This is a genomic window from Aeribacillus sp. FSL W8-0870, assembly GCF_037963755.1.
GTDB classification, from domain to species: domain Bacteria; phylum Bacillota; class Bacilli; order Bacillales; family Aeribacillaceae; genus Aeribacillus; species Aeribacillus composti.
The window spans coordinates 2,453,268-2,479,593 of sequence record NZ_CP150165.1 but is presented as its reverse complement, the minus strand read 5'-3'; the positions used below and the strand labels follow the sequence as shown (position 1 = coordinate 2,479,593).

Annotated in this window: 23 protein-coding genes; 21 read left to right on the top strand and 2 right to left on the bottom strand. The window is 40.9% G+C overall.

Translation table 11 applies throughout. The annotated features are described in order from the left end of the window. Window positions 1–7 precede the first annotated feature (7 nt). On the bottom strand, window positions 8–1,714 hold the full coding sequence (locus NSU02_RS11965) for an NFACT RNA binding domain-containing protein (protein WP_327856276.1): 1,707 nt from the start codon (window positions 1,712–1,714) through the stop codon (window positions 8–10). A 128-nt stretch (window positions 1,715–1,842) separates the two neighbouring features. On the opposite strand from NSU02_RS11965, the gene NSU02_RS11960 reads away from it, so the two are divergent. The 15 genes from NSU02_RS11960 to spoVM all read left to right on the top strand — a co-directional run bounded on the left by NSU02_RS11960 (window position 1,843) and on the right by spoVM (window position 18,302). Further along, window positions 1,843–4,515 carry a calcium-translocating P-type ATPase, SERCA-type gene (locus NSU02_RS11960; RefSeq protein WP_339195781.1) on the top strand — a complete coding sequence of 891 codons (2,673 nt, stop codon included), beginning with the start codon at window positions 1,843–1,845 and terminating at the stop codon, window positions 4,513–4,515. 94 nt (window positions 4,516–4,609) lie between these two features. Further along, window positions 4,610–5,485 carry a YicC/YloC family endoribonuclease gene (locus NSU02_RS11955; protein WP_339192956.1) on the top strand — a complete coding sequence of 292 codons (876 nt, stop codon included), beginning with the start codon at window positions 4,610–4,612 and terminating at the stop codon, window positions 5,483–5,485. A 22-nt stretch (window positions 5,486–5,507) separates the two neighbouring features. Beyond that, complete coding sequence (locus tag NSU02_RS11950) at window positions 5,508–5,771, top strand: DUF370 domain-containing protein (protein WP_063388456.1); 264 nt, start codon at window positions 5,508–5,510, stop codon at window positions 5,769–5,771. A gap of 12 nt (window positions 5,772–5,783) precedes the next feature. Beyond that, window positions 5,784–6,407, top strand: coding sequence for a guanylate kinase (gene gmk, locus NSU02_RS11945; protein ID WP_063388455.1), 624 nt, complete (start codon window positions 5,784–5,786; stop codon window positions 6,405–6,407). Continuing rightward, entirely contained in the window at window positions 6,407–6,607 is a 201-nt protein-coding gene (gene rpoZ / locus NSU02_RS11940) for a DNA-directed RNA polymerase subunit omega (protein ID WP_063388646.1), read from the top strand. The genes gmk and rpoZ overlap by 1 nt, the downstream gene beginning before the upstream one ends. A 73-nt stretch (window positions 6,608–6,680) precedes the next feature. Then, window positions 6,681–7,892 carry a bifunctional phosphopantothenoylcysteine decarboxylase/phosphopantothenate--cysteine ligase CoaBC gene (gene coaBC / locus NSU02_RS11935; protein WP_066246562.1) on the top strand — a complete coding sequence of 404 codons (1,212 nt, stop codon included), beginning with the start codon at window positions 6,681–6,683 and terminating at the stop codon, window positions 7,890–7,892. 3 nt (window positions 7,893–7,895) lie between these two features. Continuing rightward, window positions 7,896–10,307 (top strand): primosomal protein N', encoded by a 2,412-nt coding sequence (priA, locus tag NSU02_RS11930; RefSeq protein WP_339192955.1) that lies wholly within the window; start codon window positions 7,896–7,898, stop codon window positions 10,305–10,307. A gap of 77 nt (window positions 10,308–10,384) precedes the next feature. Then, a complete protein-coding gene (fmt, locus tag NSU02_RS11925; protein ID WP_063388452.1) occupies window positions 10,385–11,320 on the top strand; it encodes a methionyl-tRNA formyltransferase in 936 nt (311 codons plus the stop codon). Beyond that, the gene (rsmB, locus tag NSU02_RS11920; protein ID WP_339192954.1) at window positions 11,317–12,663 is read left to right on the top strand and encodes a 16S rRNA (cytosine(967)-C(5))-methyltransferase RsmB; all 1,347 of its coding nucleotides are present in this window, start codon (window positions 11,317–11,319) and stop codon (window positions 12,661–12,663) included. The genes fmt and rsmB overlap by 4 nt, the downstream gene beginning before the upstream one ends. After that, a complete protein-coding gene (rlmN, locus tag NSU02_RS11915) occupies window positions 12,660–13,724 on the top strand; it encodes a 23S rRNA (adenine(2503)-C(2))-methyltransferase RlmN (RefSeq protein ID WP_339192953.1) in 1,065 nt (354 codons plus the stop codon). Before rsmB ends, rlmN begins: the two co-directional genes overlap by 4 nt. A 4-nt stretch (window positions 13,725–13,728) precedes the next feature. Next, window positions 13,729–14,487 (top strand): Stp1/IreP family PP2C-type Ser/Thr phosphatase, encoded by a 759-nt coding sequence (locus NSU02_RS11910; RefSeq protein ID WP_063388449.1) that lies wholly within the window; start codon window positions 13,729–13,731, stop codon window positions 14,485–14,487. Next, on the top strand, window positions 14,481–16,448 hold the full coding sequence (gene pknB / locus NSU02_RS11905) for a Stk1 family PASTA domain-containing Ser/Thr kinase (protein WP_339192952.1): 1,968 nt from the start codon (window positions 14,481–14,483) through the stop codon (window positions 16,446–16,448). Before NSU02_RS11910 ends, pknB begins: the two co-directional genes overlap by 7 nt. Window positions 16,449–16,466: 18 nt before the next feature. Next, on the top strand, window positions 16,467–17,351 hold the full coding sequence (gene rsgA / locus NSU02_RS11900; RefSeq protein WP_339192951.1) for a ribosome small subunit-dependent GTPase A: 885 nt from the start codon (window positions 16,467–16,469) through the stop codon (window positions 17,349–17,351). Window positions 17,352–17,353: 2 nt separating this feature from the next. Further along, window positions 17,354–18,001 carry a ribulose-phosphate 3-epimerase gene (gene rpe / locus NSU02_RS11895; RefSeq protein ID WP_063388446.1) on the top strand — a complete coding sequence of 216 codons (648 nt, stop codon included), beginning with the start codon at window positions 17,354–17,356 and terminating at the stop codon, window positions 17,999–18,001. A 220-nt stretch (window positions 18,002–18,221) separates the two neighbouring features. Further along, on the top strand, window positions 18,222–18,302 hold the full coding sequence (spoVM, locus tag NSU02_RS11890; RefSeq protein WP_063388445.1) for a stage V sporulation protein SpoVM: 81 nt from the start codon (window positions 18,222–18,224) through the stop codon (window positions 18,300–18,302). A gap of 674 nt (window positions 18,303–18,976) precedes the next feature. On the opposite strand, the gene rpmB is transcribed toward spoVM, so the two are convergent. Beyond that, window positions 18,977–19,165 (bottom strand): 50S ribosomal protein L28, encoded by a 189-nt coding sequence (rpmB, locus tag NSU02_RS11885; RefSeq protein WP_063388444.1) that lies wholly within the window; start codon window positions 19,163–19,165, stop codon window positions 18,977–18,979. Between the two features lie 238 nt (window positions 19,166–19,403). Here rpmB and NSU02_RS11880 point away from each other — a divergent pair, with 238 nt between their 5' ends. From NSU02_RS11880 to fabD, 6 genes are all read left to right on the top strand, one after another. Next, window positions 19,404–19,766 carry an Asp23/Gls24 family envelope stress response protein gene (locus NSU02_RS11880; protein WP_063388443.1) on the top strand — a complete coding sequence of 121 codons (363 nt, stop codon included), beginning with the start codon at window positions 19,404–19,406 and terminating at the stop codon, window positions 19,764–19,766. A gap of 17 nt (window positions 19,767–19,783) precedes the next feature. Then, window positions 19,784–21,451, top strand: a complete 1,668-nt coding sequence (locus NSU02_RS11875) for a DAK2 domain-containing protein (protein ID WP_339192950.1) — start codon at window positions 19,784–19,786, stop codon at window positions 21,449–21,451. 127 nt (window positions 21,452–21,578) lie between these two features. Next, window positions 21,579–23,624 carry an ATP-dependent DNA helicase RecG gene (recG, locus tag NSU02_RS11870; protein WP_339192949.1) on the top strand — a complete coding sequence of 682 codons (2,046 nt, stop codon included), beginning with the start codon at window positions 21,579–21,581 and terminating at the stop codon, window positions 23,622–23,624. Window positions 23,625–23,717: 93 nt separating this feature from the next. Then, window positions 23,718–24,320, top strand: coding sequence for a transcription factor FapR (gene fapR, locus NSU02_RS11865; protein WP_063388440.1), 603 nt, complete (start codon window positions 23,718–23,720; stop codon window positions 24,318–24,320). Next, the gene (plsX, locus tag NSU02_RS11860) at window positions 24,304–25,305 is read left to right on the top strand and encodes a phosphate acyltransferase PlsX (protein ID WP_339192948.1); all 1,002 of its coding nucleotides are present in this window, start codon (window positions 24,304–24,306) and stop codon (window positions 25,303–25,305) included. The genes fapR and plsX overlap by 17 nt, the downstream gene beginning before the upstream one ends. Before the next feature lie 2 nt (window positions 25,306–25,307). Next, window positions 25,308–26,264 carry an ACP S-malonyltransferase gene (fabD, locus tag NSU02_RS11855; RefSeq protein ID WP_339192947.1) on the top strand — a complete coding sequence of 319 codons (957 nt, stop codon included), beginning with the start codon at window positions 25,308–25,310 and terminating at the stop codon, window positions 26,262–26,264. The last annotated feature ends 62 nt before the right edge of the window (window positions 26,265–26,326 follow it).

Genomic DNA, 26,326 nt, shown 5'->3' with positions numbered 1-26,326 from the left:
AAAACGTCTATTGTTTTTTCAACTTCAGCACGAGCTCTTCATCAGGCGTCACATAGACCGTTTGCTGATTTTCATATATGACAAACCCAGGCTTGGCGCCATTCGGTTTTTTTACATAGCGCACTTTTGTATAATCGACAGGTACGGAGCTTGATTGGCGCGCTTTGCTGAAATAAGCTGCCAGATTCGCTGCCTCTAAAATGGTCTGTTCAGACGGATCTTTTTTCCGGATGACAACATGGGAGCCCGGTATGTCCTTTGTATGAAGCCAAATATCGTCTCTAGCAGCAACCCGGTTCGTCAAGTATTCGTTTTGCTTGTTGTTTTTGCCGACTAATATTTCAGCTCCGTCGCTGGACAGATAAGCTTCTAAAACAGGTTTAGCATTTTTTTTCTTCTGGATGTTCGCTCTTTTTTTCAAATATCCCCCTTCAATCAATTCTTCTCGAATTTCCTCTAAGTCTTTAGGAGAAGCTGTTTCAAGCTGCTGGAGAAGCCGGTCAAAATATTCGATTTCTTGTTCTGCTTTTTCGATTTGCGATTTGACAACTAAAACGGAATTTTTGGCTTTTTGATATTTTTGAAAATAACTTTGGGCGTTTTCAGAAGGAGTTTTCAAAGGATCAAGCGGAATTTTGATCTTTTGCCCATCCTCGTCATAATAGTTGATAACTTCGACTTCTTTATCCCCTTTTTTCACTGCATGCATGTTCGCTGTCAATAGTTCGCCGTAAAGCTGTAGCGTATTTGCTTTTTCAGCCTCTTTGAGCGTGTGTTTTAGCTTTTGGATTTTCGTTTCATTCTTTTTTCGTTCGTTGATGATGAAGCGTTCTAAATCCTGCCCTTGCTGCTTCACTCGATCGCGTTCCGCTTTTGAGTAAAAATATCGGTCTAGCAATTCGCTTATGGTAGAAAATGTTTTCCTTTCTCCTTTTACGTGCTCTAAAGGCAAAATATAAAAATATTCTTTATTTAAAGTTTTTGTCATTTGCGGAACAATGCTTCCACTTTTTATTTGATTTAAAACGGACATAAGCGTTCTGGCAACAGATTCCTTATTGGCGATTCCAGAGCGGTAGACGATTTCTTTTGCCAACAGAGGCGAGATGCCAGCAAATTGGTCGACAATTTGTTTTTCAAATTTTCCTGAAAACAGATCAATTTTTTTCAAAACCGTTTCTTCTGAAGCATGAAAAGGATTCAATTTGCCTTGGTCTGGAGGAAAAACATATGCGTGTCCGGGCAAAACAGAGCGATGGCGATTGACTGCAGCTGATACATGTTTGATGCTGTCAATGATCATCTTCTTTTCTTGATCGACTAAGATGATGTTGCTATGTTTTCCCATGATCTCGACAAATAATTGTTTCCTGGTGATATCCCCTAATTCATTGCGGGATCTCATTTGCAGCATGACGATTCGATCAAGTCCGACCTGGCTGATTTCCTCAATGATGCTTCCTTCCAAATGCTTTCTTAAAACCATACAGAACATCGGCGGTTCTTGCGGATTATCATAGTGAGAGGCTGTAAGATGAATGCGCGCAAAATTGGGATGATTGGATATAAGCAGACGATAATTTTTACCTTTCTGACGAATTTGCAAGATAAGATCGTGCTTAGAAGGCTGATGAATTTTTGTGATTTTTCCGCCTTCAAGCTCTTGTTTCAATTCTCTTTGAACACAATATGTAAAAATGCCGTCAAAAGACATATTTGCTCACCCTTTTTCCATGAAGTCCAAGAAAAAACTTACTAAATTATAACATGTTTTAGGACAAGGCTGAATATGTTGTTCTTAGAGCGTGTATCAAAAGGTGAAAAGGGGTGAAACAGAAATTCATGAAATGGCATGAATTGACAGAACAAGAAGTAATTCAATCATTGAATGTCGATATAAAAAAAGGATTATCAGCAAAAGAAGCAGAAAACCGCAGAAAAAAATTAGGATACAATGAGCTTGCAGAAGGAAAACGGCAATCAAATCTTTTGTTATTTTTCGGCCAGTTTAAAGATTTCATGGTTCTTGTTTTAATTGCGGCAACCGTCATTTCCGGCCTTTTAGGAGAGTATATTGATGCAGTTGCCATTATTGCGATTGTGATTTTGAACGGAGTTCTTGGATTTATTCAAGAGAAAAAGGCAGAGAAGTCTCTTGCTGCATTAAAAGAACTGTCAAGCCCGCAGACTACTGTATTGCGCAGCGGGAAGTGGGCGAAGATCCCTTCGAGAGAAATTGTCGTAGGGGACTGCATTAAATTTAAAAGCGGCGATCGAATCGGAGCTGATGTGCGTCTCATTCAGGTATCAAGCCTTGAAGTCGAGGAGTCGGCACTAACTGGCGAATCCGTCCCTGTTGGAAAACATACACGCCCATTAAAAGGGAATCAAGGATCCGTTGGCGATATGCAAAATATGGCCTTTATGGGCACGCTTGTAACAAGAGGAAGTGGAGTCGGCGTTGTCGTGGCTACAGGCATGAAAACGGCAATGGGGCAAATTGCAGATTTGCTGCAAACCCAGGAGCAGCAATTGACACCGATGCAGAGAAAATTAGAAGAGCTGGGCAAAGTTTTAATTGTTGTAGCTCTTCTCTTGACGGTATTAGTAGCAGGAATCGGAGTCATGCAAGGACATGCTGTTTATGAAATGTTTTTGGCGGGGGTCTCGCTGGCAGTGGCGGCGATTCCTGAAGGCTTGCCGGCGATTGTTACGGTTGCATTGGCATTGGGCGTCCAGCGGATGATCAAGAAAAATTCAATTGTCCGAAAGCTTCCAGCTGTTGAAACACTCGGATGTGCAACCGTCATTTGTTCAGATAAAACAGGAACAATGACTCAAAACCAAATGACTGTGACAGACATTTGGATAAGCAATAAATCATGGAAGGTAACAGGTGCAGGCTATCAGCCTGCTGGGGAGTTTTTTGAAAACGGAAAAAAAATTGATCCGGCTGCTCATAAACCGTTGAAGCAAATGTTAATGTTTGGAATGCTTGCTTCAACATCTGATATTATTGAAACAAATGGAGAATATTCCCTTGATGGCGACCCGACGGAAGGCGCGTTGATCGTGGCTGGCATGAAAGCGGGGCTATCAAAATCAAAATTATTGAAGCAATTTCATATTATGCGAGAATTTCCTTTTGACTCCGACCGAAAAATGATGTCCGTCATTGTTCAAGACAAAGACGGAAAATGCTTTGCAGTTGCAAAAGGAGCTCCAGATGTTATATTAGAACGTTCGACACATGTTCTTTGGCACGATAGAAAAGAACGTTTAACGGAGCAGCGAAAAAATGACATTCAAAAGGCGATTTTTCATCAGGCAAACGAAGCATTAAGAACGATAGCAGTTGCATACAAACCGCTTCATACAGGATCTCTACCCCAAGCTGAAGCGGAATCTTCTCTTATTTTCATTGGCATACAAGGAATGATTGACCCGCCAAGACCAGAAGTGAAACAAGCGGTGAAGGAATGCGGTGAAGCAGGCATTAAAACTGTCATGATAACAGGCGATCATGTTATTACCGCACAAGCTATCGCAAAAGAACTAGAAATATTGCCGCCTAACGGTAAAGTAATGGACGGATCATCTTTGTCCAAGCTCACGATTGAAGAATTGGAAGAAGTAGTTGATGATATTTACGTATTTGCCAGAGTTTCTCCGGAGCATAAATTGAAAATTGTGAAAGCATTGCAAAACAAAGGACATATCGTTGCAATGACTGGAGACGGCGTAAATGATGCCCCGGCAATCAAAGCGGCAGACATAGGCATTTCGATGGGAATGAGCGGCACCGATGTGGCAAAAGAAGCTTCCTCTCTTATTCTCGTTGATGATAACTTTGCCACCATTAAAGCAGCGATTCAAGAAGGGCGCAATATTTATGACAATATCAGGAAATTTATTCGCTATTTATTAGCATCAAATGTAGGAGAGATACTAGTTATGTTATTTGCCATGATTTTAGCATTGCCACTGCCGCTTGTTCCGATTCAAATTTTGTGGGTGAACCTTGTAACAGATGGCCTGCCGGCTATGGCGCTTGGCCTTGATCCCGCAGAAGAAGATGTGTTAAAAAGAAAGCCTCGCGATCCGAAAGAAGGGATTTTTTCGAGAGGGCTTGGCTGGAAAATTTTATCTCGCGGTTTTTTAATCGGGCTGTCCACACTACTTGTCTTTTACTTCATTTATGAACGGAATACAGAACAGCTTGCCTACGCGCAAACAGCTGCTTTTGCAACACTTGTTTTGTCGCAATTGATTTTAGTGTTTGATTCAAGAACGGAAAGAACGATTTTTGACCGGAATCCTTTTAACAACATTTATTTGCTGCTGGCAGTCTTTTCATCCATAATCTTAATGCTTGTTGTCATTTATTATGAGCCGCTTCAACCGATTTTCCATACAACGCCTATCATGGCTCGAGATTGGCTGTTTATTTTCGTCATGTCCGCTCTGCCGACATTTTTGCTGGCAGGATCAATTTTAACAAGAAAAAAACGATAAGTTATGTTATAATTTTTTCAGGTGATAGATGCTATTCTATGACCTTTCTTTTTTTCTTTTGTTTTGAAGGCGACGAAAGAACGGATGTGGTACAATGGTATTAAGCATGACGGGATTTGGCCGCTCGGTAAAAACGGTGCAGCAGATGCAAATAACAGTTGAGATGAGATCGGTCAATCACCGGTTTTGTGAAATCAGCGTGCGGATGCCTAAAAATTTTTTTTCGCTTGAAGAAAAAATAAAGAAAGCCGTACAATCTTATATAAATCGAGGACGTGTGGAATTGTACATCACGGTCAGCGGAGAGGGTCTTTTTTCCAGAACCCTAAACGTTGACTGGTCCCTTGCCGCTCAATACATAGACGCTTTGAACGAAATGAAACGCCGTTTTCATATAGATGATTCCATTCGTTTCATGCACCTTTTGCATGATGAACATATTTTTGAAATTCAAGAGGTTGCGAATGAAAATGAAGAGCTTGAATGTATGATGTTAGAAGCTGTTCATGAAGCGGCCAATCAACTTCTGGAAATGCGGGCTGCAGAAGGAAGCAAGCTAAAAGAAGACTTGCTTGAGCATTTGGAAGCGTTAGAGCAAATCATAGAACATATTCAATCAAGAGCCAGTATTGTCGCAAGCAACTACAGAGATAAATTGCAAAAGCGTTTATCCGAGTTTATAACAGGGAATATTGATGAGAATAGAATATTGTTGGAAGTGGCAATTTTCGCTGACAAATCGGATATTACGGAAGAATTGACAAGATTAGAAAGCCATTTGAGCCAGTTTCGAAAAACGATCGAAAAAGATGAACCGATAGGGCGGAAGCTTGATTTTATCGTACAAGAGATGAGCCGGGAAGCCAATACGATCGGAGCTAAAGGGAATGATTCGGCCATTTCTGCTTTCGTTGTGGAATTGAAAACTGTTATTGAAAAATTAAAAGAGCAAGTTCAAAATATTGAATAAAGGCTTTTTAGGGGGAAAAATCATGGGAATTAAATTAATTAATATTGGCTTTGGCAACATCGTTTCAGCAAGCCGCATCATTTCCATTGTAAGCCCCGAATCGGCTCCGATAAAGCGGATGATTCAAGATGCAAGAGAACGAGGAATGCTTATTGATGCGACATATGGAAGAAGGACGAGAGCAGTTGTTATAATGGATTCTGACCATATTATATTGTCTGCCGTCCAACCGGAAACAGTTGCTCAAAGGCTTTCCAATAAAGATGAGCTGTCTGATGAAGGGTAGGGTAAAATTGAAATGCAATTAAAGAAAAAAGGTTTGTTAATTGTTTTGTCTGGACCGTCCGGAGTGGGAAAAGGCACTGTTCGCAAAGCGTTGTTTGCACAAAAAGACGTCAATTTTCAATATTCGATCTCAGTGACGACGAGAACCCCACGGGAGGGTGAGAAGGACGGTGTAGATTATTTTTTTAAAACACGCGAACAATTTGAACAGATGATTAAGGAAAACAAACTGCTTGAATGGGCAGAATATGTTGGGAATTATTACGGTACACCCGTTGAATATGTAGAGAAAACACTTGCAGAAGGAAAAGATGTTTTTCTAGAAATTGAAGTTCAAGGGGCTCTTCAAGTTAAAAAGGCATTTCCTGACGGGTTGTTTATATTTTTACTCCCGCCTAGCCTGGAAGAACTGAAAAATCGAATTGTCACGAGAGGAACAGAGTCAGCTGACTTGATCAATAATCGGATGAAAAAAGCAAAAGAAGAAATTGACATGATGGATTATTATGACTATGTTGTTGTTAATGATGAAGTGAATCTTGCCTGTGAAAAAATTAAAGCGATTGTGACTGCTGAACATTGCAGAAGGGAAAGAGTTGCACAAATGTACAAAAAATTTTTGGAGGTTGAGTCTTGATGCTTTATCCATCAATTGATTCCCTATTAAACCGTATCAATTCAAAATATACACTAGTAACTGTAGCAGCAAAAAGAGCGCGGCAAATGCAGCAAAACAATGACCAGCAATTGGAAAACACGGTATCTGTAAAATATGTCGGAAAAGCGCTGGAAGAAATTGATGCAGGGCTGCTTAATTATGAAAAGATTGAGAAATAATAGCTGCTGTCATAACAACCTACTTGATAGGTTGTTATTTTTTTAAAAAGCTGAGAAATAGGAGGAGAACAAAGTGGCACGTCCGAGACGTATTTTATTGTGTGTAACGGGAGGAATAGCGGTTTTCAAGGCTGCAGCTTTGACGAGCAAGCTGACACAGGCGGGTTTTGATGTGAAAGTGATCATGACAGAATCTGCTACGAAATTCGTCACCCCTTTGACGTTTCAAGTACTATCAAGAAATGAAGTGTTTTTAGATACTTTTGATGAAAAAGATGCGAAAGTGATTGCACATATCGATTTAGCCGACTGGGCTGATTTAGTGCTCGTAGCTCCAGCAACTGCCAATATCATTGGGAAACTTGCCTCAGGGATTGCCGATGATATGGTGACAACGACACTGCTGGCGACAACTGCACCGGTTTGGATTGCTCCTGCAATGAATGTACATATGTATGACCATCCGGCTGTAAAACGCAACATTGAAACGCTTTATCGGGACGGCTATCAGTTTATTGAACCGCAAGAAGGACATCTTGCATGCGGTTACGTTGGCAAAGGCCGCCTGGAAGAGCCGGACAAAATCGTTGAACTCATTCAAAATCATTTTTCCGATCAAACGAAGGTACCTTCCGTCTTGAATCAGAAAACAATTATCATTACTGCGGGGCCGACAAGGGAAAAAATAGATCCTGTCCGGTTTTTCTCCAACCATTCAAGCGGAAAAATGGGCTATGCGATCGCCGAGCAGGCGAAGGAGCTTGGAGCGAGCGTAATTTTAATTTCCGGTCCGACTTCTCTTGCGCCGCCGGCCGGGGTGACATTTGTGCCAGTTGAAAGTGCTGAAGAGATGTATCATGAAGTGATGAACCATTTTGACAAAGCCGACATTGTGATTAAATCTGCCGCAGTTTCTGATTATCGGCCGAAACAAACATTTGATCAAAAAATGAAAAAAAAGGACGGCTCATTAGTCATTGAATTGGAACGTACGGAAGACATTTTAAAAAGACTCGGCGAGAAGAAAGGAACAAAATTGCTGGTAGGATTTGCGGCGGAAACGGAAAATGTTGAACAATATGCGCTGCATAAGCTGAATGAAAAGAACTTGGATTTAATTGTCGCCAACAATGTAAATGAACCAGGAGCAGGATTTCAAAAGGATACAAATATAGTGACGATTTTTCATAGAAACGGAGAAAAGAAGGCGTATCCGCTTATGTCTAAAAAAGAAGTGGCAAATGCAATTTTAAGAGAAATTGAAAAGCTTTTGAAAGGTGAATAGATAATGCGGTATGCAAGCGTTGTTGTGGATGTCCCGGCAAAAGGCACGGACAAGCTATTTGACTACGAAATTCCAAATAAATTCGCTGGCGTAATCCAGCCTGGCATGAGGGTCATCGTTCCTTTCGGCTCCCGCAAGCTTACTGGATTTGTCGTTCAGTTAAAAAATGAAACAGATATTGACAGTGTGAAACTGATCCATTCGCTTTTTGATCCGGAACCGGTATTAAATCATGAACTGTTAGAGCTTGGCGCATGGCTTAGTGAAACGACTCTTTGCTATAAAATCACCGCTTTTCAGGCAATGCTTCCGGCTGCGATGAAAACGAGGTACATAAAAGAAATCAAGCCATCGAGCTCCGCTCAATTGGAGGATTTGCCTGAAGAGATCAGGACTGCTTTCGAAAAAGGAGGGCCGCTTTCATGGGAGGATTTACCTTCATCGCTTGTCGCCGTCGTTCAAAAGGAAATTCGTAATGGGAATTTGCAAATCGATTATCGTGTCGAACAAAAGCAAAAAAAACGGCTTGTGAAATATGTAAAGCCTCTTTTGCCGGTTCGTGAGCTTGAAGAACAGCTTCAGCATTTGCCAGCTCGCGCCCATAAACAGAAAGAGGTTATTCAATTTTTTATTGATCATCCTAATCCGATTTTATTAACGGAGTTGACGAACAGCATACAAGGAGCTTCAATTGCCGTCAAAGCGTTAATTAAAAAAGGTATTTTGACAGAGGAGCAAGTAGAAATTTACAGAGATCCTTATGAGCATAAACAGTTTCCGAGAACGAAGCCTTTACCGTTAACTGACGAACAAAAACGTGCAATGGAGCCGATTTTAGACAAGCTGAATCGACACGAGCACGAAGTATTTTTAATGTATGGGGTCACGGGAAGCGGCAAAACGGAAATTTATTTGCAAGCGATCGAGAAGGTATTGAATGAAGGAAAAGAAGCGATCGTGCTAGTACCTGAAATATCGTTGACTCCTCAAATGGTTCAGCGGTTTAAAAGCAGATTTGGCAGCCAGGTTGCTGTTCTTCATAGCGGGTTGTCCAGCGGGGAAAAGTTCGATGAATGGCGGAAAATTTACCGGAAAGAAGCGAAGCTTGTCGTCGGGGCGAGATCAGCAATTTTTGCCCCGTTTCAAAATATCGGCATCATTATTATTGATGAAGAGCATGAAACTAGCTATAAACAGGAGGAAAGTCCTCGGTATCATGCAAGGGACGTTGCCATTTACAGAGGGAAATATCATCAATGTCCAGTCATTTTAGGAAGCGCCACTCCGACGCTTGAATCATTTGCGAGAGCACAAAAAGGCGTTTATACGTTGTTAACTTTAAAAGAACGCGTCAACCGCCGTCCTCTGCCGGAAGTCCATATTGTCGACATGCGGGAGGAGCTGAGAAACGGCAACCGATCGATGTTTTCAAGAACGTTGTTTGAAAAGCTGACAGATCGCTTGAAGAAAGGAGAGCAATCTGTACTTTTATTAAACAAGCGCGGCTATTCTTCCTTCGTCATGTGCAGAAATTGCGGACATGTCATAGGATGTCCTCATTGCGATATTTCCCTTACTTATCATCGGCATGGGGAAAAGCTAAAATGCCACTATTGCCAATTCGAAACAGCCATGCCGTCTCGATGCCCAGAATGTGGAAGCGAGCATATTCGCTTTTTCGGAACAGGAACTCAGCGTATCGAGGAAGAGCTCAACAGGCTTATCCCGGAAGCGCGTGTCATACGGATGGATGTCGACACGACCAGCCGTAAAGGAATGCATGAAAAGCTTTTAAACGCATTCGGCGAAAAAAAAGCAGACATCCTGCTTGGAACACAAATGATTGCAAAAGGATTGGACTTCCCTGATGTCACATTGGTCGGAGTGCTTTCGGCTGACACGATGCTCCATCTTCCTGATTTCCGGTCTGGAGAAAAAACGTTTCAATTATTAACGCAAGTAAGCGGAAGAGCAGGCCGGCATGAGCTTCCGGGGGAAGTGGTGATTCAAACTTATACGCCTGAGCATTACTCCATTCAATTGGCAAGCTTGCATGATTTTGAAACATTTTATCGACAGGAAATGAAAATGAGAAAATCTTTTGCCTATCCGCCCTATTATTTTCTCATTCTCATTACCGTTTCCCATCCAAATGCGATAAAAGCAGCTGAAGTAACGGAGAAAATTGGACAATATTTAAAGCTTCATTTATCAAATGAGGCGCAGATCCTCGGTCCTGTCAGTTCGCCAATACCGAAGATGAAAGATAGATATCGATTTCAATGCATGATAAAATACAAACGGGAAAAAAACTTGTATAAAACACTGAAATTATTGTTCGAGCATTATGAAGAGGACATGTCGCAAACGGATTTAAAATTGATGATTGATCTAAATCCGTATACCATTCTATAAATTGGTTATGTAAATTGTTAGCATCATATCTAGTTTTTAGATGTCGATGAGTTGGAAACAATAGAAGGGAGATATGTATGGCGAAAATTATATTTATGGGCACGCCTGACTTTGCTGTACCAGTGCTAAATCGAATCGTAAAAGACGGTCATGACGTTTGTGCAGTTGTCACACAGCCAGACCGCCCGAAAGGAAGAAAAAAACAATTGACGCCTCCGCCTGTAAAAGTGGCTGCAGAACAACATAACATTCCAGTGTTTCAACCTGAAAAAATCCGTCACAAAGAAGAAATAGAAAAAATTTTGGCGTTAAAACCCGACTTAATTGTAACGGCTGCTTTTGGTCAAATTTTGCCAAAAGAGATTTTGGACGCACCGAAATATGGCTGTATAAATGTACATGCTTCTCTTTTGCCTGAGCTGCGAGGCGGAGCACCCATTCATTATGCCATCATGCAAGGCAAAAAGAAGACGGGAGTTACGATCATGTATATGGTGGAAAAACTGGATGCCGGAGATATTTTAACACAAGTCGAAGTTCCAATTGATGAAAGGGATACGGTTGCTACATTGCACGACAAATTGAGCGAAGCAGGCGCCAATCTTTTGTCACAAACGATACCGAAAATTTTAGAAAACAGTATAACTCCAATTCCGCAAGATGAAACGAAAGCCACATTTGCCTGGAATATTCAAAGGGAACAGGAAAAAATCGATTGGACGAAAAGCGGTGAAGAGGTGTACAACCACATTCGCGGGTTAAATCCTTGGCCAGTTGCCTACACGGTTTTGAACGGAAAGACGATTAAAATTTGGTGGGGAGAAAAAGTGAAGAAAGAACACCAAGCAGAGCCTGGAACAATTGTTTCCGTCGACAAGGACGGTTTCGTTGTTGCAACAGGAAATGACGTTTCCATTAAAATTATTGAGCTTCAGCCGTCCGGAAAGAAAAAAATGAGCTGCGAGCAATTTTTAAGAGGAACGCAAATTGAAATAGGGATGACATTCGAATGAAAAAACGAAATGCAAGAGAACTAGCAATGGATTTACTAGTGGCCATCGAAGAAAAACAAGCATACAGCAACCTGCTGCTAAATACATGGATTGATAAATATAAATTGGAGCAAAAAGATGCTGCTTTATTGACAGAGCTTGTCTACGGAACCATCCAGCGGAAGCTGACTCTTGATTACTATTTATCGCATTTTCTAGAGAAAAAGAAAAAAATTAGCAATTGGGTGATCCAGCTTTTAAGAATATCGCTTTATCAAATGGTGTATTTAGATCGGATTCCTGACCGCGCGGTTCTTTATGAGGCAGTGGAAATCGCCAAAAAGAGAGGACATAAAGGGATTGCGGCTCTAGTAAACGGTGTTTTGCGAAATATACAACGAAAAGGCCTCCCTACCATTAAAGACATACAAGATCCGATTGAGCGTACAGCGGTAAAGACAAGCGCTCCGAAATGGCTTGTCGAACGGCTTGCGAGTCAATACGGGTTTGAGACTGCGGAAAATATATTATCATCGCAGCTTTTGCATGCTAAACAGACAGCTAGAGTGAACAAGCTGAAAACGACAGTTCCTCAGGCGATCGCTGCTTTGGAAAAAGAAGGAATAAAGGCGGTGAAGGGAAAGCTGGTTGATGAGGCCATCGAAGCTGTAAAAGGAAATTTAGCGAATACGAGCCTCTATCAAAAAGGTTGGTTCACCATTCAAGATGAAAGCTCGATGCTCGTCTCGCTAGCTTTACATGTAAAAGAAGGAGAGCAAATTTTGGATGCATGTGCAGCTCCGGGAGGGAAGTCAACTCATATTGCAGAGCTTTTGAATAATACGGGTAAAGTCGTCTCCCTAGATTTGCACGAGCATAAAATCCAGCTCATCGAAAAACAAGCATCAAGGCTTGGGCTCTTGAATGTAAACGCAAAAGTGCTGGACAGCCGCAACGCCTCGGAGCATTTTCCGCCAAACAGCTTCGACAAAATTTTAGTGGATGCACCGTGCAGCGGATTCGGTGTCATAAGAAAAAAACCGGAAATAAAATATACGAAAACAGAAGAAGATATTCTTTCTTTAACATCAGTGCAAAAAAAGATATTAGCTTCCGTAGCTGATTTGGTGAAGCCTGGAGGTTTGCTTGTTTATAGCACTTGCACAATAGATAAACAAGAAAATGAGGAGATGATAAAATATTTTTTAAAGGAGCATGATGACTTTCAATTGGATAAGACGTTAAAAGATCGAATGCCGGAAAAAGTTCGACAATACGTCGAAAACGGCTTTGTGCAAATTTTGCCGCAATATTTCAATACCGACGGATTTTTTATCGCGGCTTTGAGAAGGAAGGTACAATGATGGACAAGATGCAAGTAAAACCATCTATTTATTCGTTAAAATATTCCGATTTAAAAGAATGGCTTGAACAACAAGGAGAAAAAGGCTTTCGAGCAGCACAAATTTTTGATTGGCTGTATAAAAAACGCGCTGCCTCTTTCGATAAAATGACCAATTTGCCAAAGTCATTGAAGGAAGCATTGGCGGAGCATTTCGATTTGACAACATTGAAAACAATTGTTAAGCAAACGTCAAAAGACGGCACGATGAAATTTTTGTTTGAGCTCCATGACGGCTATTCCATTGAAACGGTGTTAATGAGGCATAATTACGGAAACTCAGTATGTGTGACAACACAAGTTGGCTGCCGAATCGGGTGCACCTTTTGCGCTTCCACATTAGGTGGATTAAAACGAAATTTATCTGCGGGGGAAATTGTAGCTCAAGTCATAAAAGTGCAGCAAATTTTAGATGAAATCGGCGAACGAGTCAGCCATGTCGTCATAATGGGGATTGGAGAGCCTTTTGACAACTATGAAGAAATGATGTCATTTTTAAAAATCATCAACGACGAAAAAGGATTGAACATTGGCGCCCGCCACATTACTGTTTCAACTAGCGGAATTACCCCTAAAATTTATCAATTTGCTGACGAAAATTTACAAATCAATTTAGCTATTTCCCTCCATGCACCGAATACAGAACTGCGCACAAAGCTAATGCCGATCAATAAAGCTTTTAAGCTTCCTGATTTAATGAAGGCAGTCAAATACTATATTGACAAAACAGGGCGGCGAATTTCATTTGAATACGGACTGTTTGGAGGCGTAAATGATCAAGTGGAGCACGCACTCGAGCTTGCTGAGCTAATAAAAGATTTAAAATGCCACGTGAATTTAATTCCAGTCAACTATGTTCCGGAGCGGAATTATGTTCGCACGAGCAAAAATCAAATTTTTCGATTTGAACGGACATTAAAGGAACAAGGGATTAATGTCACGATCCGAAGAGAACATGGACACGATATTGATGCAGCTTGCGGACAGTTAAGGGCAAAAGAGCGAAAAATAGAGACGAGGTGAATAAATGAAAACCGCTGTTTTTACTGACAAAGGGAAGGTCAGAACCCATAATGAAGACGCCGCAAGTGCCATTCTTAACCGACACGGGCAAATTTTAGCTGTCGTAGCTGACGGAATGGGTGGCCACCTCGCAGGCGATGTCGCAAGCAGAATGACGATCGAGCATTTTGAAAAAAGCTGGAACGAAGCGGAAAAAATGGAACATCCCGAGCAGGCGGAGCGCTGGATAAACGATCATATTGCCGAAGTCAACGAAGAACTTTTGACATATGCGAATGAACATAAGGAATGTAAAGGAATGGGCACGACGTTTGTCGGCGCCATCTGTACTGAAAGCTTTGCTACAATCGCCCACATTGGCGACAGCCGATGCTATTTGTTAAATAAAGCCGGTTTTGCTCAAATTACCGATGATCATTCATTAGTGAATGAGCTTGTGAAATCGGGACAAATTTCAAAAGAGGATGCGAAAGAGCATCCGCGAAAAAACATTTTATTGAAGGCTCTCGGCACAGAACAATCTGTCGATGCAGATATTAAAACAGTCGGCCTAGAAGTAAACGATTATTTGCTTCTTTGTTCTGACGGTTTATCGAATAAAGTGCAGGAACATGAAATGGAATCAATTTTATCATCCGACCAATCACTGGAAGAAAAAGCGAAGGAATTAATACGGCTAGCAAATGAAAACGGCGGCGATGACAATATTTCTGTCATTATTTATAAACATGTCATCGGCCACGAGAGTGATGGAACATGCTGATCGGCAAGCGGATTAGCGGCCGTTACAAAATTTTGAAAGTGATTGGCGGAGGAGGAATGGCAAACGTTTATTTAGCAAGAGACATTATTTTAGAACGCGACGTTGCCATTAAAATTTTACGATTAGATTTTTCAGATGATGATGAGTTTATACGAAGATTTAGGAGAGAGGCACAATCGGCAACAAGCCTTGCCCATCCGAATATCGTCAGCATTTACGATGTCGGCGAAGAAGATAACATTTACTACATCGTGATGGAGTATGTGGAAGGCAAGACGTTAAAGCAGTACATCCAGCAAAATGCACCTTTGCATCCTAGAGAAGCATTAAATTTAATGGAGCAAATCGTATCAGCCATTGCTCACGCACACGAAAATCAAATTGTCCATAGAGATATAAAGCCGCACAATATACTTATTGACAACCTCGGGAACATTAAAGTGACCGATTTTGGGATTGCTATGGCTCTGACATCAACAACCATTACCCACACTAATTCCGTGCTGGGCTCTGTACATTATTTGTCGCCTGAACAAGCGAGAGGTCAGATTGCAACAAAAAAATCTGACATTTATTCGCTCGGCATCGTCCTGTATGAAATGCTGACAGGCAGGCTCCCTTTTGACGGGGAATCGGCCGTATCAATCGCTTTAAAGCATTTGCAATCAGAAGCTCCGTCTCCAAAGAGATGGAACCCTGAGATCCCCCAAAGCGTCGAAAATATTATTTTAAAGGCGATGGCGAAAGACCCTCTTCACCGTTATTCCTCTGCGGAAGAAATGGGAGAAGATATTCGCACTGCCTTTAATACAGACAGATTAGATGAAAAGAAATTTGAAATACCTGATAACGACGAAAAAACGATCACCCATCCGATTGTTTTACATGATATACCTGAAACTGGGGAACAAACAATCATTCATCATGCAAAGGATCGGCAGCCGTCGGGATTAGAAAAGGAACAAAAGCATGAAAATATTGTAAGCCCTAAGAAAAAAAGAAAATGGCTGAAAATGTTATGGATGGCGACAGCTGTAGTCATCATAGCCATCATTTTAGCACTTCTCGTTCTTCCTAAACTAATCCTTCCAAAAGATGTAGAAGTGCCTGATGTGAGAGGGAAAACATATGAGGAAGCTGTCAACCAATTGCTGAAGGAAGGATTTGATGTCAAAGACACGATTTTGTTGGAAAACGATGAAATTGAAGAAGGATATGTCATAAGGACAGAACCAGAAGCAGGAGAAATGGTAGAAGAAGGTTCTTCTATTATCATTTATGAAAGTGCAGGCAAGAAAAAGGTAACGCTTGATAATTATATCGGGAAGGATATCGAGAGGGTAAGGCAGCTCCTTGAAGTAAAAGGATTTTCCAACATTACAGTATTGGAAGAATATAGCGGTGAAGAGGAAGGAACTGTCATTGACCAATCTCCGAGTGAGGGAGCAGAGCTCATTCCTGATGAAGATGAAATTACATTAACCGTGAGCAAAGGACCGAGAAAAATCACGCTTGCAGATTTAACGGGATACACAGAAGAAGCTGTTAAGGACTATGTGGAAAAAGAAGGTTTATCTTTTTCAAAGAAAGAAGAACATTCCGATGAAGTTCCTGCCGGTCAAGTGATTTCCCAATCACCGAGCGTAGGAAAAAAAGTGCTTCCGGGTGAAAAAATAGAAGTGGTTATTTCCTTAGGTCCGGAAGAAAAGCCGGACAAAAAAGTCGTCCGTGAAGTAGAGATCCCGTTTGATCCCGAAATTCACGGCGAAGAAGCGGAAGTGGGTATTTATATCAATGATGCTGAGCATTCTATCGGTGAACCTTATGAAACATTTAAAATATCAAAGCCTACCAAAAAGAAAATTGAGCTGACGATTCAACCTGGTCAATCCGCTTATTATCAAGTTTTGCTGAATAATGAAGTGGTGAAAACTGAAACAGTTCCTTATCCTGAAAATTAATGAAAAAGGAGGTCATGTATGCCAAAAGGCAAAATTGTTAAAGCGTTAAGCGGATTTTATTACGTATTGGCTGAAAATAAGCTTTATCAATGCAGGGGAAGAGGGGTGTTTCGAAAAAATAAAATTTCCCCTCTAGTAGGAGATGAAGTTATTTTTCAGGCGGAAAATGAAAAAGAAGGCTACATTCTAGAAATTTTGCATAGAAAGAATGAATTGATCCGTCCGCCCATTTCAAACATTGATCAAGGGATCTTAGTTTTTTCCGCTGTAAGTCCAGATTTTAGTGCCAAGCTGCTGGATCGCTTTTTGGTGTTAATGGAAGCCAAAAACATTCGCCCGATCATTTGTATTACAAAAATGGACTTAATTGCAGATCATGTAATAGATGAAAAGATTCGTCAGTTTGCCAAAGATTATGAAAAAATTGTCTATCCTGTCTTTTTGATGACTACAAAAGAGCCTGAAACAGTTAAACAGGTCATTCCTTATTTAAAAGACAGCATTTCAGTGATTGCCGGGCAATCTGGAGTTGGCAAATCCTCCATGTTGAACTGCCTGGATCACCGTTTGCAATTGAAGACAGGAGAAATTTCCGATCATTTGGGGAGAGGAAAGCATACAACGAGACATGTAGAGCTCATTTCATTGGGAGGGGGACTAGTCGCCGATACGCCCGGATTTAGTTCGCTGGAGTTTACGGGTATAGAAGCTGATGACTTGCCGAATTGCTTTCCAGAGATAAAAGAATTTAGCATTCAATGTAAATTTCGAGGCTGTCTTCATCAGAAGGAGCCAAAATGCGCCGTTAAAGAAGCGGTTGAAAATGGCGATATTTCCTCCTACAGGTACGAACATTATCTTCAGTTTTTAGAAGAGATAAAAGAAAGAAAGCCGAGGTATTGAACATGGTTAAAATTGCACCTTCGATTTTATCCGCAGATTTTTCTAGGTTGGCAGAAGAAATTATTGATGTGGAAAAAGGAGGAGCGGATTACATTCATGTTGACGTGATGGACGGCCACTTTGTGCCGAATATTACGATTGGTCCACTCATTGTGCAAGCGATCCGCCCAGTGACCAAGCTGCCGCTTGATGTTCATTTAATGATTGAACAGCCTGATCGTTATATTCCTGCTTTTGTTGAAGCAGGAGCCGACTTGTTGTCCGTTCATGCGGAAGCCTGCCCGCATCTTCATCGAACGATCCATTTAATCAAATCGAATGGAGTGAAAGCAGGTGTTGTTTTAAATCCACATACTCCTGTATCGATGATCGAGCATGTAATAGAAGATGTTGATCTCGTGCTTTTGATGACGGTTAACCCTGGATTTGGCGGACAAGCGTTTATTCCATCAGTCATCAAAAAAATTCAGCAAGTTTCCAGCATCTTGAAAGAAAGAAATTTGCAAGTTGAGATCGAAGTGGACGGCGGCATCAACGCTGAAACAGCCAAATTGTGTGTGGAAGCTGGAGCAAATGTGCTTGTGGCAGGATCAGCCATTTATAATGAAAAAGATCGCAAACAAGCGATCAAATCTATAAGAGGAATGTGAAAGAACCGTTTATATGCGGTTCTTTTCACATTTAAAGGAAAAAATTTTTCATTTTTATGTTGATTCATCAATAGATGTCATGTACTTTTTTATTTTTTTCATGCATAAAGATATTGTAAGAAAAGTTGATGAAGACGTTCTAATTAGTATCTAAAATACGGATGATGAATATGCTACTTATAGACGTTTTTTAGATTTCTCATGGGGAGGGTAAATATAAATGAGATTTTATACAATTAAGCTTCCGAGGTTTTTAGGAGGAATTATACGGGCAATGCTCGGTTCATTTAAGAAAGATTAAAGAAGCACCTATCAAGGTGCTTTCTGCTTGTAGACAAAGCCGAATGGTGTGAACTCTACAAGCTTTTTTTATACCAAATTATATTGTGGGGATTTACCATCTGTTAGAATGTTCGGCTTCAACTGGAAAAAATAATAGAGGACCCCGATTAAGTGCATGTTGCCTTCGTTTTTAGCAAACTGTCAACAAATACAGTAAATGGCAGGGATTTTTGTCTTCAATATTAAAAAGCTGCCTCATTTTTCTTCCATCTTTTTTGTGTAAAAAAGAATTTTTTTAAATTTAAAGTAGACTTTATGCGGTTGATTTTGTGTATGCCGAAAGGAACACGGATCGCGCTGAAGAAAGGCAAACTGTTTAAGAAAGTGGAATGTATTCCGATCGTTAATATGTAGTAAATACCTATGTAGTTTTTTTAGCAGTTTGAAAAAATTTCATGTTAAAGTGGATTTTAAAGTTGCAGGATTCGCCTAAAAAGAAGAATGTGCTTGAAGAAATGTGACATTGGGAGTGCTTCAAAAGGTGAATAAAGAGTATTGAAACAAAACGGGCAGAAGTTTGTTAAAGCGCCGATTTTTTAAACGCTTATTTTCGAAATACTTTTGATCAGAAGATATCGGGATTCGCCGATTTCTTCTGATCATAATCCAACCTCTTGTCGTCTAACTTTTGTTTTATACACGCTCAACTTTTCCAGATTTAAGAGCACGTGCAGAAACGTATACACGTTTTGGCTTTCCATTCACAAGAATTCGCACTTTTTGAAGGTTCGCTCCCCATTTGCGTCTTGAAGCGTTCATAGCGTGAGAGCGCGTATTGCCAAAGCTTGTTTTTTTGCCAGTAATCACACATTTACGAGCCATTTCTATACCTCCTAACTTGCAAGGAAATTGCTATTTTGACAATGTTTCAAGATACTATAATAATGTAACATACACCCTTGATCATTGCAATATAAATTCACCTCACTTTCAAGAATTTACGCTTGACATCATCATGTATTAATGCTCTTATTATGTAGGGAGCCATGACATTTCTTTAAATCCAAATCATCATATAGTAAAATGTTTGTAATGAACGTATGCTAAAGGAGGAACTCGAATGTCCATCGAATTAAAAACGAAATATGGCCAGATCGAAATTTCGAATGATGTAGTCGCACAAGTTGCCGGCGGTGCAGCTGTTGATTGTTACGGAATTGTCGGAATGGCTTCCAAAAATCAAATTAAAGACGGACTCTCAGAAATTTTACGGCGAGAAAATTTCAGCCGTGGAGTGATCGTCCGCCAAGAACAAGAGAGCGTTCATATTGATATGTATATTATTGTCAGCTATGGAACAAAAATATCAGAAGTTGCTCATAATGTTCAAACAAAAGTGAAATATACATTAAATCAAATTCTTGGATTATCTGTCGATTCCATTAACATATATGTGCAAGGGGTTCGTGTTACGAATCCGTAGAGAAGGAGGAAACATTTGTGGCCAATACTTTGCTTGATGGGAAGCGCTTTGCGGAAATGGTGATTCAAGGAGCGAATCATCTATCTAATAATGCGAAAGTGGTGGATGCGTTAAACGTTTTTCCTGTTCCGGATGGGGATACGGGAACAAACATGAATTTATCCATCACAGCTGGAGCGAAAGAAGTACAAAAACATGTTTCATCAAATATCGGTTCTGTAGCTGGAGCATTTGCAAAAGGTCTGTTAATGGGCGCGCGTGGAAATTCTGGGGTTATTTTATCCCAGCTTTTTCGTGGGTTTGCAAAAGCGGTTGAAGGAAAAGAATCGATCAATGCGGATGAATTTGCTAAAGCTTTTCAAGCAGGTGTTGATACTGCCTATAAAGCTGTTATGAAGCCTGTTGAAGGGACCATTTTAACGGTTGCAAAAGATGCTGCGAAAAAAGCTGTTAAAACAGCTAAATCAACCGATGATCTGACAATTGTTATGGAAGAAGTGGTAAAAGAAGCAAAGGAGTCATTAAAGAGAACGCCTGAGCTTCTGCCTGTCCTAAAAGAAGTGGGCGTTGTGGACAGCGGTGGACAAGGACTTGTATTTATTTACGAGGGATTTTTGGCAGAATTAAAGGGAGAGAAAATTTCCGAATCCCCTAAGCTTCCTTCGATGGACAAACTGGTAAGTGCAGAGCATCATAAAAATGCACAAAGTCATATTAATACAGAAGATATTAAATATGGATATTGTACAGAATTTATGGTTCGGTTTGAAAAAGAAAAAGAGCCGTTTTCTGAAAAGAAATTTCGCGAAGATTTATCCCGGTTCGGAGATTCGCTTTTAGTAATTGCCGATGATGAACTTGTCAAAGTACATATCCATTCTGAACAACCTGGCGAGGTATTGACATACGGGCAGCGCTACGGCAGCTTATTGAATATGAAAATTGAAAACATGCGCGAGCAGCATAGTACAATTGTCAATAATCAAACGGAAAATGTATTATCTACTGAACCGGCGGCACCCAAAAATGAAAAGTACGGAATTATCGCGGTTGCCATGGGCTCGGGAATTTCCGATCTTTTTACATCAATTGGTGCAACAAAAATTATTGAAGGCGGCCAGACGATGAATCCAAGTACTGAAGATTTTGTAAAGGCTGTCGAACAGTTGAACGCAGAGAATATTATTATTTTGCCGAACAATTCCAATATCATTATGGCAGCCAATCAAGCAGCACAAATAACTGATAAAAATATAAGAGTCATTGAAACGAAAAGCGTTCCTCAAGGATTATCCGCCCTGCTGGCTTTCAATCCTGAACTCGGTTTAGAGGAAAACGTAAAGGCGATGGAGGAAGCAAGCAGGAATGTGAAAACAGGACAAGTCACATATGCTGTAAGGGATACAAGTATTGAAGGACTTGCGATAGAAAAAGGAGACTTCATGGGGATTTACGAGAAAACCATCGTCGCAAAAGATAAAAGCAAGCTTGAAGCTGCCAAAAAGTTGTTGGATCAAATGATCGATGAAGAGGATGAAATATTGACGATTCTCCAAGGAGAAGATGCATCCGAAAACGAAGTAGACCAATTAGTCCAACATGTTGAAAATCATTATAAACATATCGAAATTGAGGTTCATAATGGAAATCAGCCATTATATTCTTATATTTTTTCAGTTGAGTAGAGCAGGAGGGCTTCGGCCTTCCTCTTTTTATTTCACGGTTTAAGTATTTTTGGTAAACTAAATATCGATATTTCAAACGGTTTTAAAGGAGGTTTCCCGCGGCTAAGTTCAAAGCTGCAAACAGAACATGAACCAATTGCTACAACCGGTCACAGCGGTTAAAGGGGTAGGAGAACAAACAGAACGTTTGCTGCATGATATGGGAATACATACTGTTTCTGATTTGCTTTATTATTTTCCTAATCGCTATGAAGACAACCGTTTAAAGGATCTTGCTGAAGTGAAGCATAAAGAAAGAGTGACAGTCGAAGGAAAGGTTTACAGCGAGCCATTGCTGACCTATTACGGAAAGAAGCGGTCACGTCTTTCCTTTCGCATGCTTGTCGGCCGTTATGTTGTCACTGCAGTATGTTTTAATAGACCATATTACAAACAGAAGCTTGCCATCAATCAGGTTGTTACCGTCTCTGGCATTTGGGACCGCAATCGGCAAACTGTCAATGTTCAACAGATTCATTTTGGGCCTCATAAGCAAAATCAAGAAGTAGAACCCGTTTATTCAGTCCGCGGAAAGCTGACTGTTTCAGAGCTAAAACGGATTATCAGGACCGCCATCCAGTCGTATTCCAGTTTTATTCCAGAAAATTTGCCGGAAATGCTCAGGAAGCGATATAAATTGCCGATGAAAGAAGAAGCGGTAAGAGCCATGCACCTTCCCAAAAATGCTGATGAACTGAAACAAGCAAGAAGAAGATTTGTTTATGAAGAATTTTTATTATTTCAATTGAAAATGCAGGCGATTAAACATTTTCGCAGGTCTTCCTCAAGAGGAATTTCTCATCATTTTGATCGAAAAGAATTGCAATCCTTTATCGACACGCTTCCTTTTTCATTAACAAACGCACAAAAGCGTGTCGTTTCGGAAATTTTATCCGATATGTCTTCACCCTACAGGATGAACCGCCTTCTTCAAGGAGATGTTGGATCAGGGAAAACCGCAGTTGCTGCCATTGTGATGTATGCCGCTGTGTTAAGCGGCTATCAAGCGGCATTGATGGTTCCAACGGAAATTTTAGCTGAGCAGCATGCGAAATCATTGTCAAATCTTTTTTCGCATACGTCTGTCCGCATCGCTTTATTAACAAGCTCAATCAAAGGGAAAAAACGAAAAGAACTGCTTCTTCAGTTGAAATCTGGGGACATTAACATGATCATAGGGACGCATTCCCTTATTCAGGAGGAAGTGAATTTTTGCCGTTTAGGGCTTGTGATTACGGATGAACAGCATCGGTTCGGCGTCAATCAGCGAAGAATATTGCGGGAAAAAGGAGAATTCCCAGATGTGTTATTTATGACGGCAACTCCTATTCCAAGAACTCTTGCTATAACTGCATTTGGCGAAATGGATGTTTCCATCATTGATGAAATGCCTTCCGGAAGAAAGAAGGTAAAAACATATTGGGTTCGGCCGGAAATGTTAACCCGAATTCTAATATTTATTGAAAAAGAAGTGAAAAAGGGCCATCAAGCGTATGTGATTTGTCCGTTAATTGAAGAATCGGAAAATTTGGATGTTGAAAATGCTGTGACAGTGCACAGTCAATTAACTCAATTTTATCAGGGCAGAATTCAAATCGGCCTTTTGCATGGGCGCATGTCACAAGAAGAGAAAAATCAGGTGATGATGGATTTTAGCGAAAATAAAGTGCAAGTTCTTGTCTCCACGACAGTAGTGGAAGTGGGCGTAAACGTACCGAATGCCACGGTCATGTTAGTTTACGATGCGGAGCGGTTTGGTCTTGCCCAGCTCCATCAGCTGAGAGGAAGAGTTGGCCGGGGAAACTTGCAATCCTATTGCATACTGCTTTCAGATCCGAAATCAGAAATAGGAAAAGAAAGAATGAGAATTATGACGGAAACAGATGACGGCTTCCGTTTAGCTGAAAAAGATTTGGAGCTTAGAGGTCCAGGAGATTTTTTCGGCAAAAAACAAAGCGGCATACCAGAGTTTAAAATCGCCGACATGGTCCATGATTACAGAGCGCTTGAAACTGCGAGATCTGACGCTGCCCAACTGATTCAGTCTGATGCTTTTTGGAAGGATGAACAATTTGCGCCGCTCCGCGATGATTTAGAGGCTTCCGGAGTGTTGAGCGGAGGGAAGCTGGATTAGCCAAAAAAAAGAATTCATTGTTGCAAACTTATTTCTTTGATTATATACTTGTTATTAGTACCTAGTCTTAATACTAGTCGGACGGTGTAAAAAATGAGACGCAGTAAAAAGGAAAGACAGCGTTTATTGTTGGAAACAATTCAAGAAACGCCTTTTATTACAGATGAAGAATTAGCTGAAAAATTTGGTGTCAGCGTCCAAACCATCCGTTTGGACAGACTAGAACTGTCGATCCCGGAATTAAGAGAACGAATCAAGCATGTCGCTGAACGAAAACTTGAAGATGAAGTCAAATCCCTTCCGATTGATGAAGTGATCGGTGAAATTATTGATCTTGAGCTCGATAAATCAGCTATTTCGATTTTTGATGTTAAAAAAGAGCATGTTTTTAGCCGAAATCAAATTGCACGCGGCCATCATCTATTTGCACAAGCGAACTCTCTTGCCGTCGCTTGCATTGATGATGAATTGGCATTAACGGCTAAAGCGACAATCCGTTTCACACGGCAAGTAAAAGAAAATGAGCGCGTTGTCGCAAAAGCAAAAGTCACTCGCATTGACCGAGATAAAGGCCGCACGTTTGTTGAAGTAAACAGCTATGTCGGCAACGAACTCGTTTTTTCAGGTGAATTTGAAATGTTCAGATCTGCGAATCAATCTAAAAAGGAAGGGGCAAAACATGAAGATAGCCATTGATGCAATGGGGGGAGACAACGCGCCTCAAGCGGTTGTAAAAGGAGCATTAAGAGCGCTTGATGAATTTTCTGATTTGGAAATTGAATTAATCGGAAATGAGTCGCTGATCACTCCATTGTTAGAAGGTAGACATACAAACATTTCTATTTTTCATACAGAAGAAAAAATTGAAAATGACGACGAACCTGTTCGGGCTGTGCGCAGAAAAAAAAATGCGTCGATGGTCATTATGGCTGAAAGAGTTCGCGACAAAAAGGCGGATGCCTGCATTTCAGCTGGGAATACAGGCGCGCTTATGACTGCCGGTCTGTTTATTATCGGCCGTATAAACGGCATCGACCGGCCGGCGCTGGCACCAACACTGCCGACCCTTGATGGAAAAGGCTTTGTGATGCTCGATGTCGGCGCTAATGCAGATGCGAAAATGGAACATCTGCAGCAGTATGCAATCATGGGCTCCGTTTATGCAGAAAAGGTGAGAGGGATCAAATCTCCGAGAGTTGGCTTGCTCAACATTGGAACGGAGGAAAAAAAGGGGAACGAATTAGCTAAACAGGCTTTTCAACTTCTGTCTCAATCGCCGATCAACTTTGTCGGCAATGTAGAAGCGCGCGACCTGCTGAAAGGAGCGGCTGATGTTGTAGTAACGGACGGTTTTTCAGGAAACATTGCTTTGAAAGCCATTGAAGGCACAGCACTTTCGGTATTTGCCATGATGAAAGAGGCGTTGACAAGCTCTTTTACAGCGAAAATTGCTGCAGCTGTTTTGAAGCCGAAATTAAAAGGACTAAAGAAAAAAATGGATTATTCAGAGCATGGCGGGGCTTGCTTATTCGGGCTGAAAGCACCGGTGATCAAAGCCCACGGTTCATCCGATGAGCTGGCTATTTTTCATGCTATTCGCCAGGCTCGGGAAATAGTGGCGAACTCCGTATCTTCAACGATAGAAGAAACGATTCAGAACATGCAATTGAAAGGGGATTGACAATGGGGAAAACTGCTCTTCTGTTTCCGGGACAAGGCTCTCAGCAAGTCGGTATGGGAAAAGATTTTTTTGATCAAGTTCCCATTTCCAAGGAAATTTTTCAAAAAGCAAATGAACGTTTAGACTTTGATTTAACTTCTATTATTTTCAACGGTCCGCAAGAAGAATTGACGTTAACATACAATGCACAGCCTGCACTGCTGACGACAAGCGCTGCGATTTTTGAAGCATTGAAACAGTATGAAGTCGTTTTTGATTATGTTGCCGGACACAGCCTGGGTGAATATACAGCATTAGTGGCGGCAAACGTCATGACAGTTGAAGATGCTGTCTATGTTGTAAGAAAGCGCGGTGAACTGATGGAAAAAGCGGTTCCTGCAGGAGAAGGATCCATGGCTGCCGTTTTAGGTATGGTGCAGGAAGAACTTGAAAACATAACAAAACAAATCTCGAATGAAGGCACACTAGTACAACTGGCAAATTTAAATTGTCCCGGGCAAATCGTTATTTCTGGAACAAAAGAAGGAATACAAAGAGCTGGGGAGCTTGCTAAAGAAAAGGGCGCCAAGCGGGTAATCCCGCTGGAAGTAAGCGGTCCATTTCATTCTGAATTGATGAAGCCGGCTGCCAGCGAGCTGTCCAAAGTGCTTGATGAAGTGACCATTCAAGATGCATCCGTTCCTGTCATCGCAAACGTGACTGCTGCTCCTGTTCAAAATAAAGATGAAATCAAGAGCCTTTTGATTGAACAGCTTTATTCTCCTGTTCGATGGGAAGAAAGTGTACGGTCGATGATTCAAGCAGGGGTGACAACGTTTATTGAAATCGGTGCTGGAAAAGTTCTGACAGGTCTTGTCAAAAAGGTGGATCGCAGCGTTAAAACATACAATATTTTTGATTTGTCATCATTAGAAGCAGTTGTTCATGACATAAAGTCCTGCGGTAATATGTCAAGGTGAAAAATCATAGAAATTGGAAATTCCCTTGTCCGATGATCCGAAAAAAGGCAATACTGAAGAAA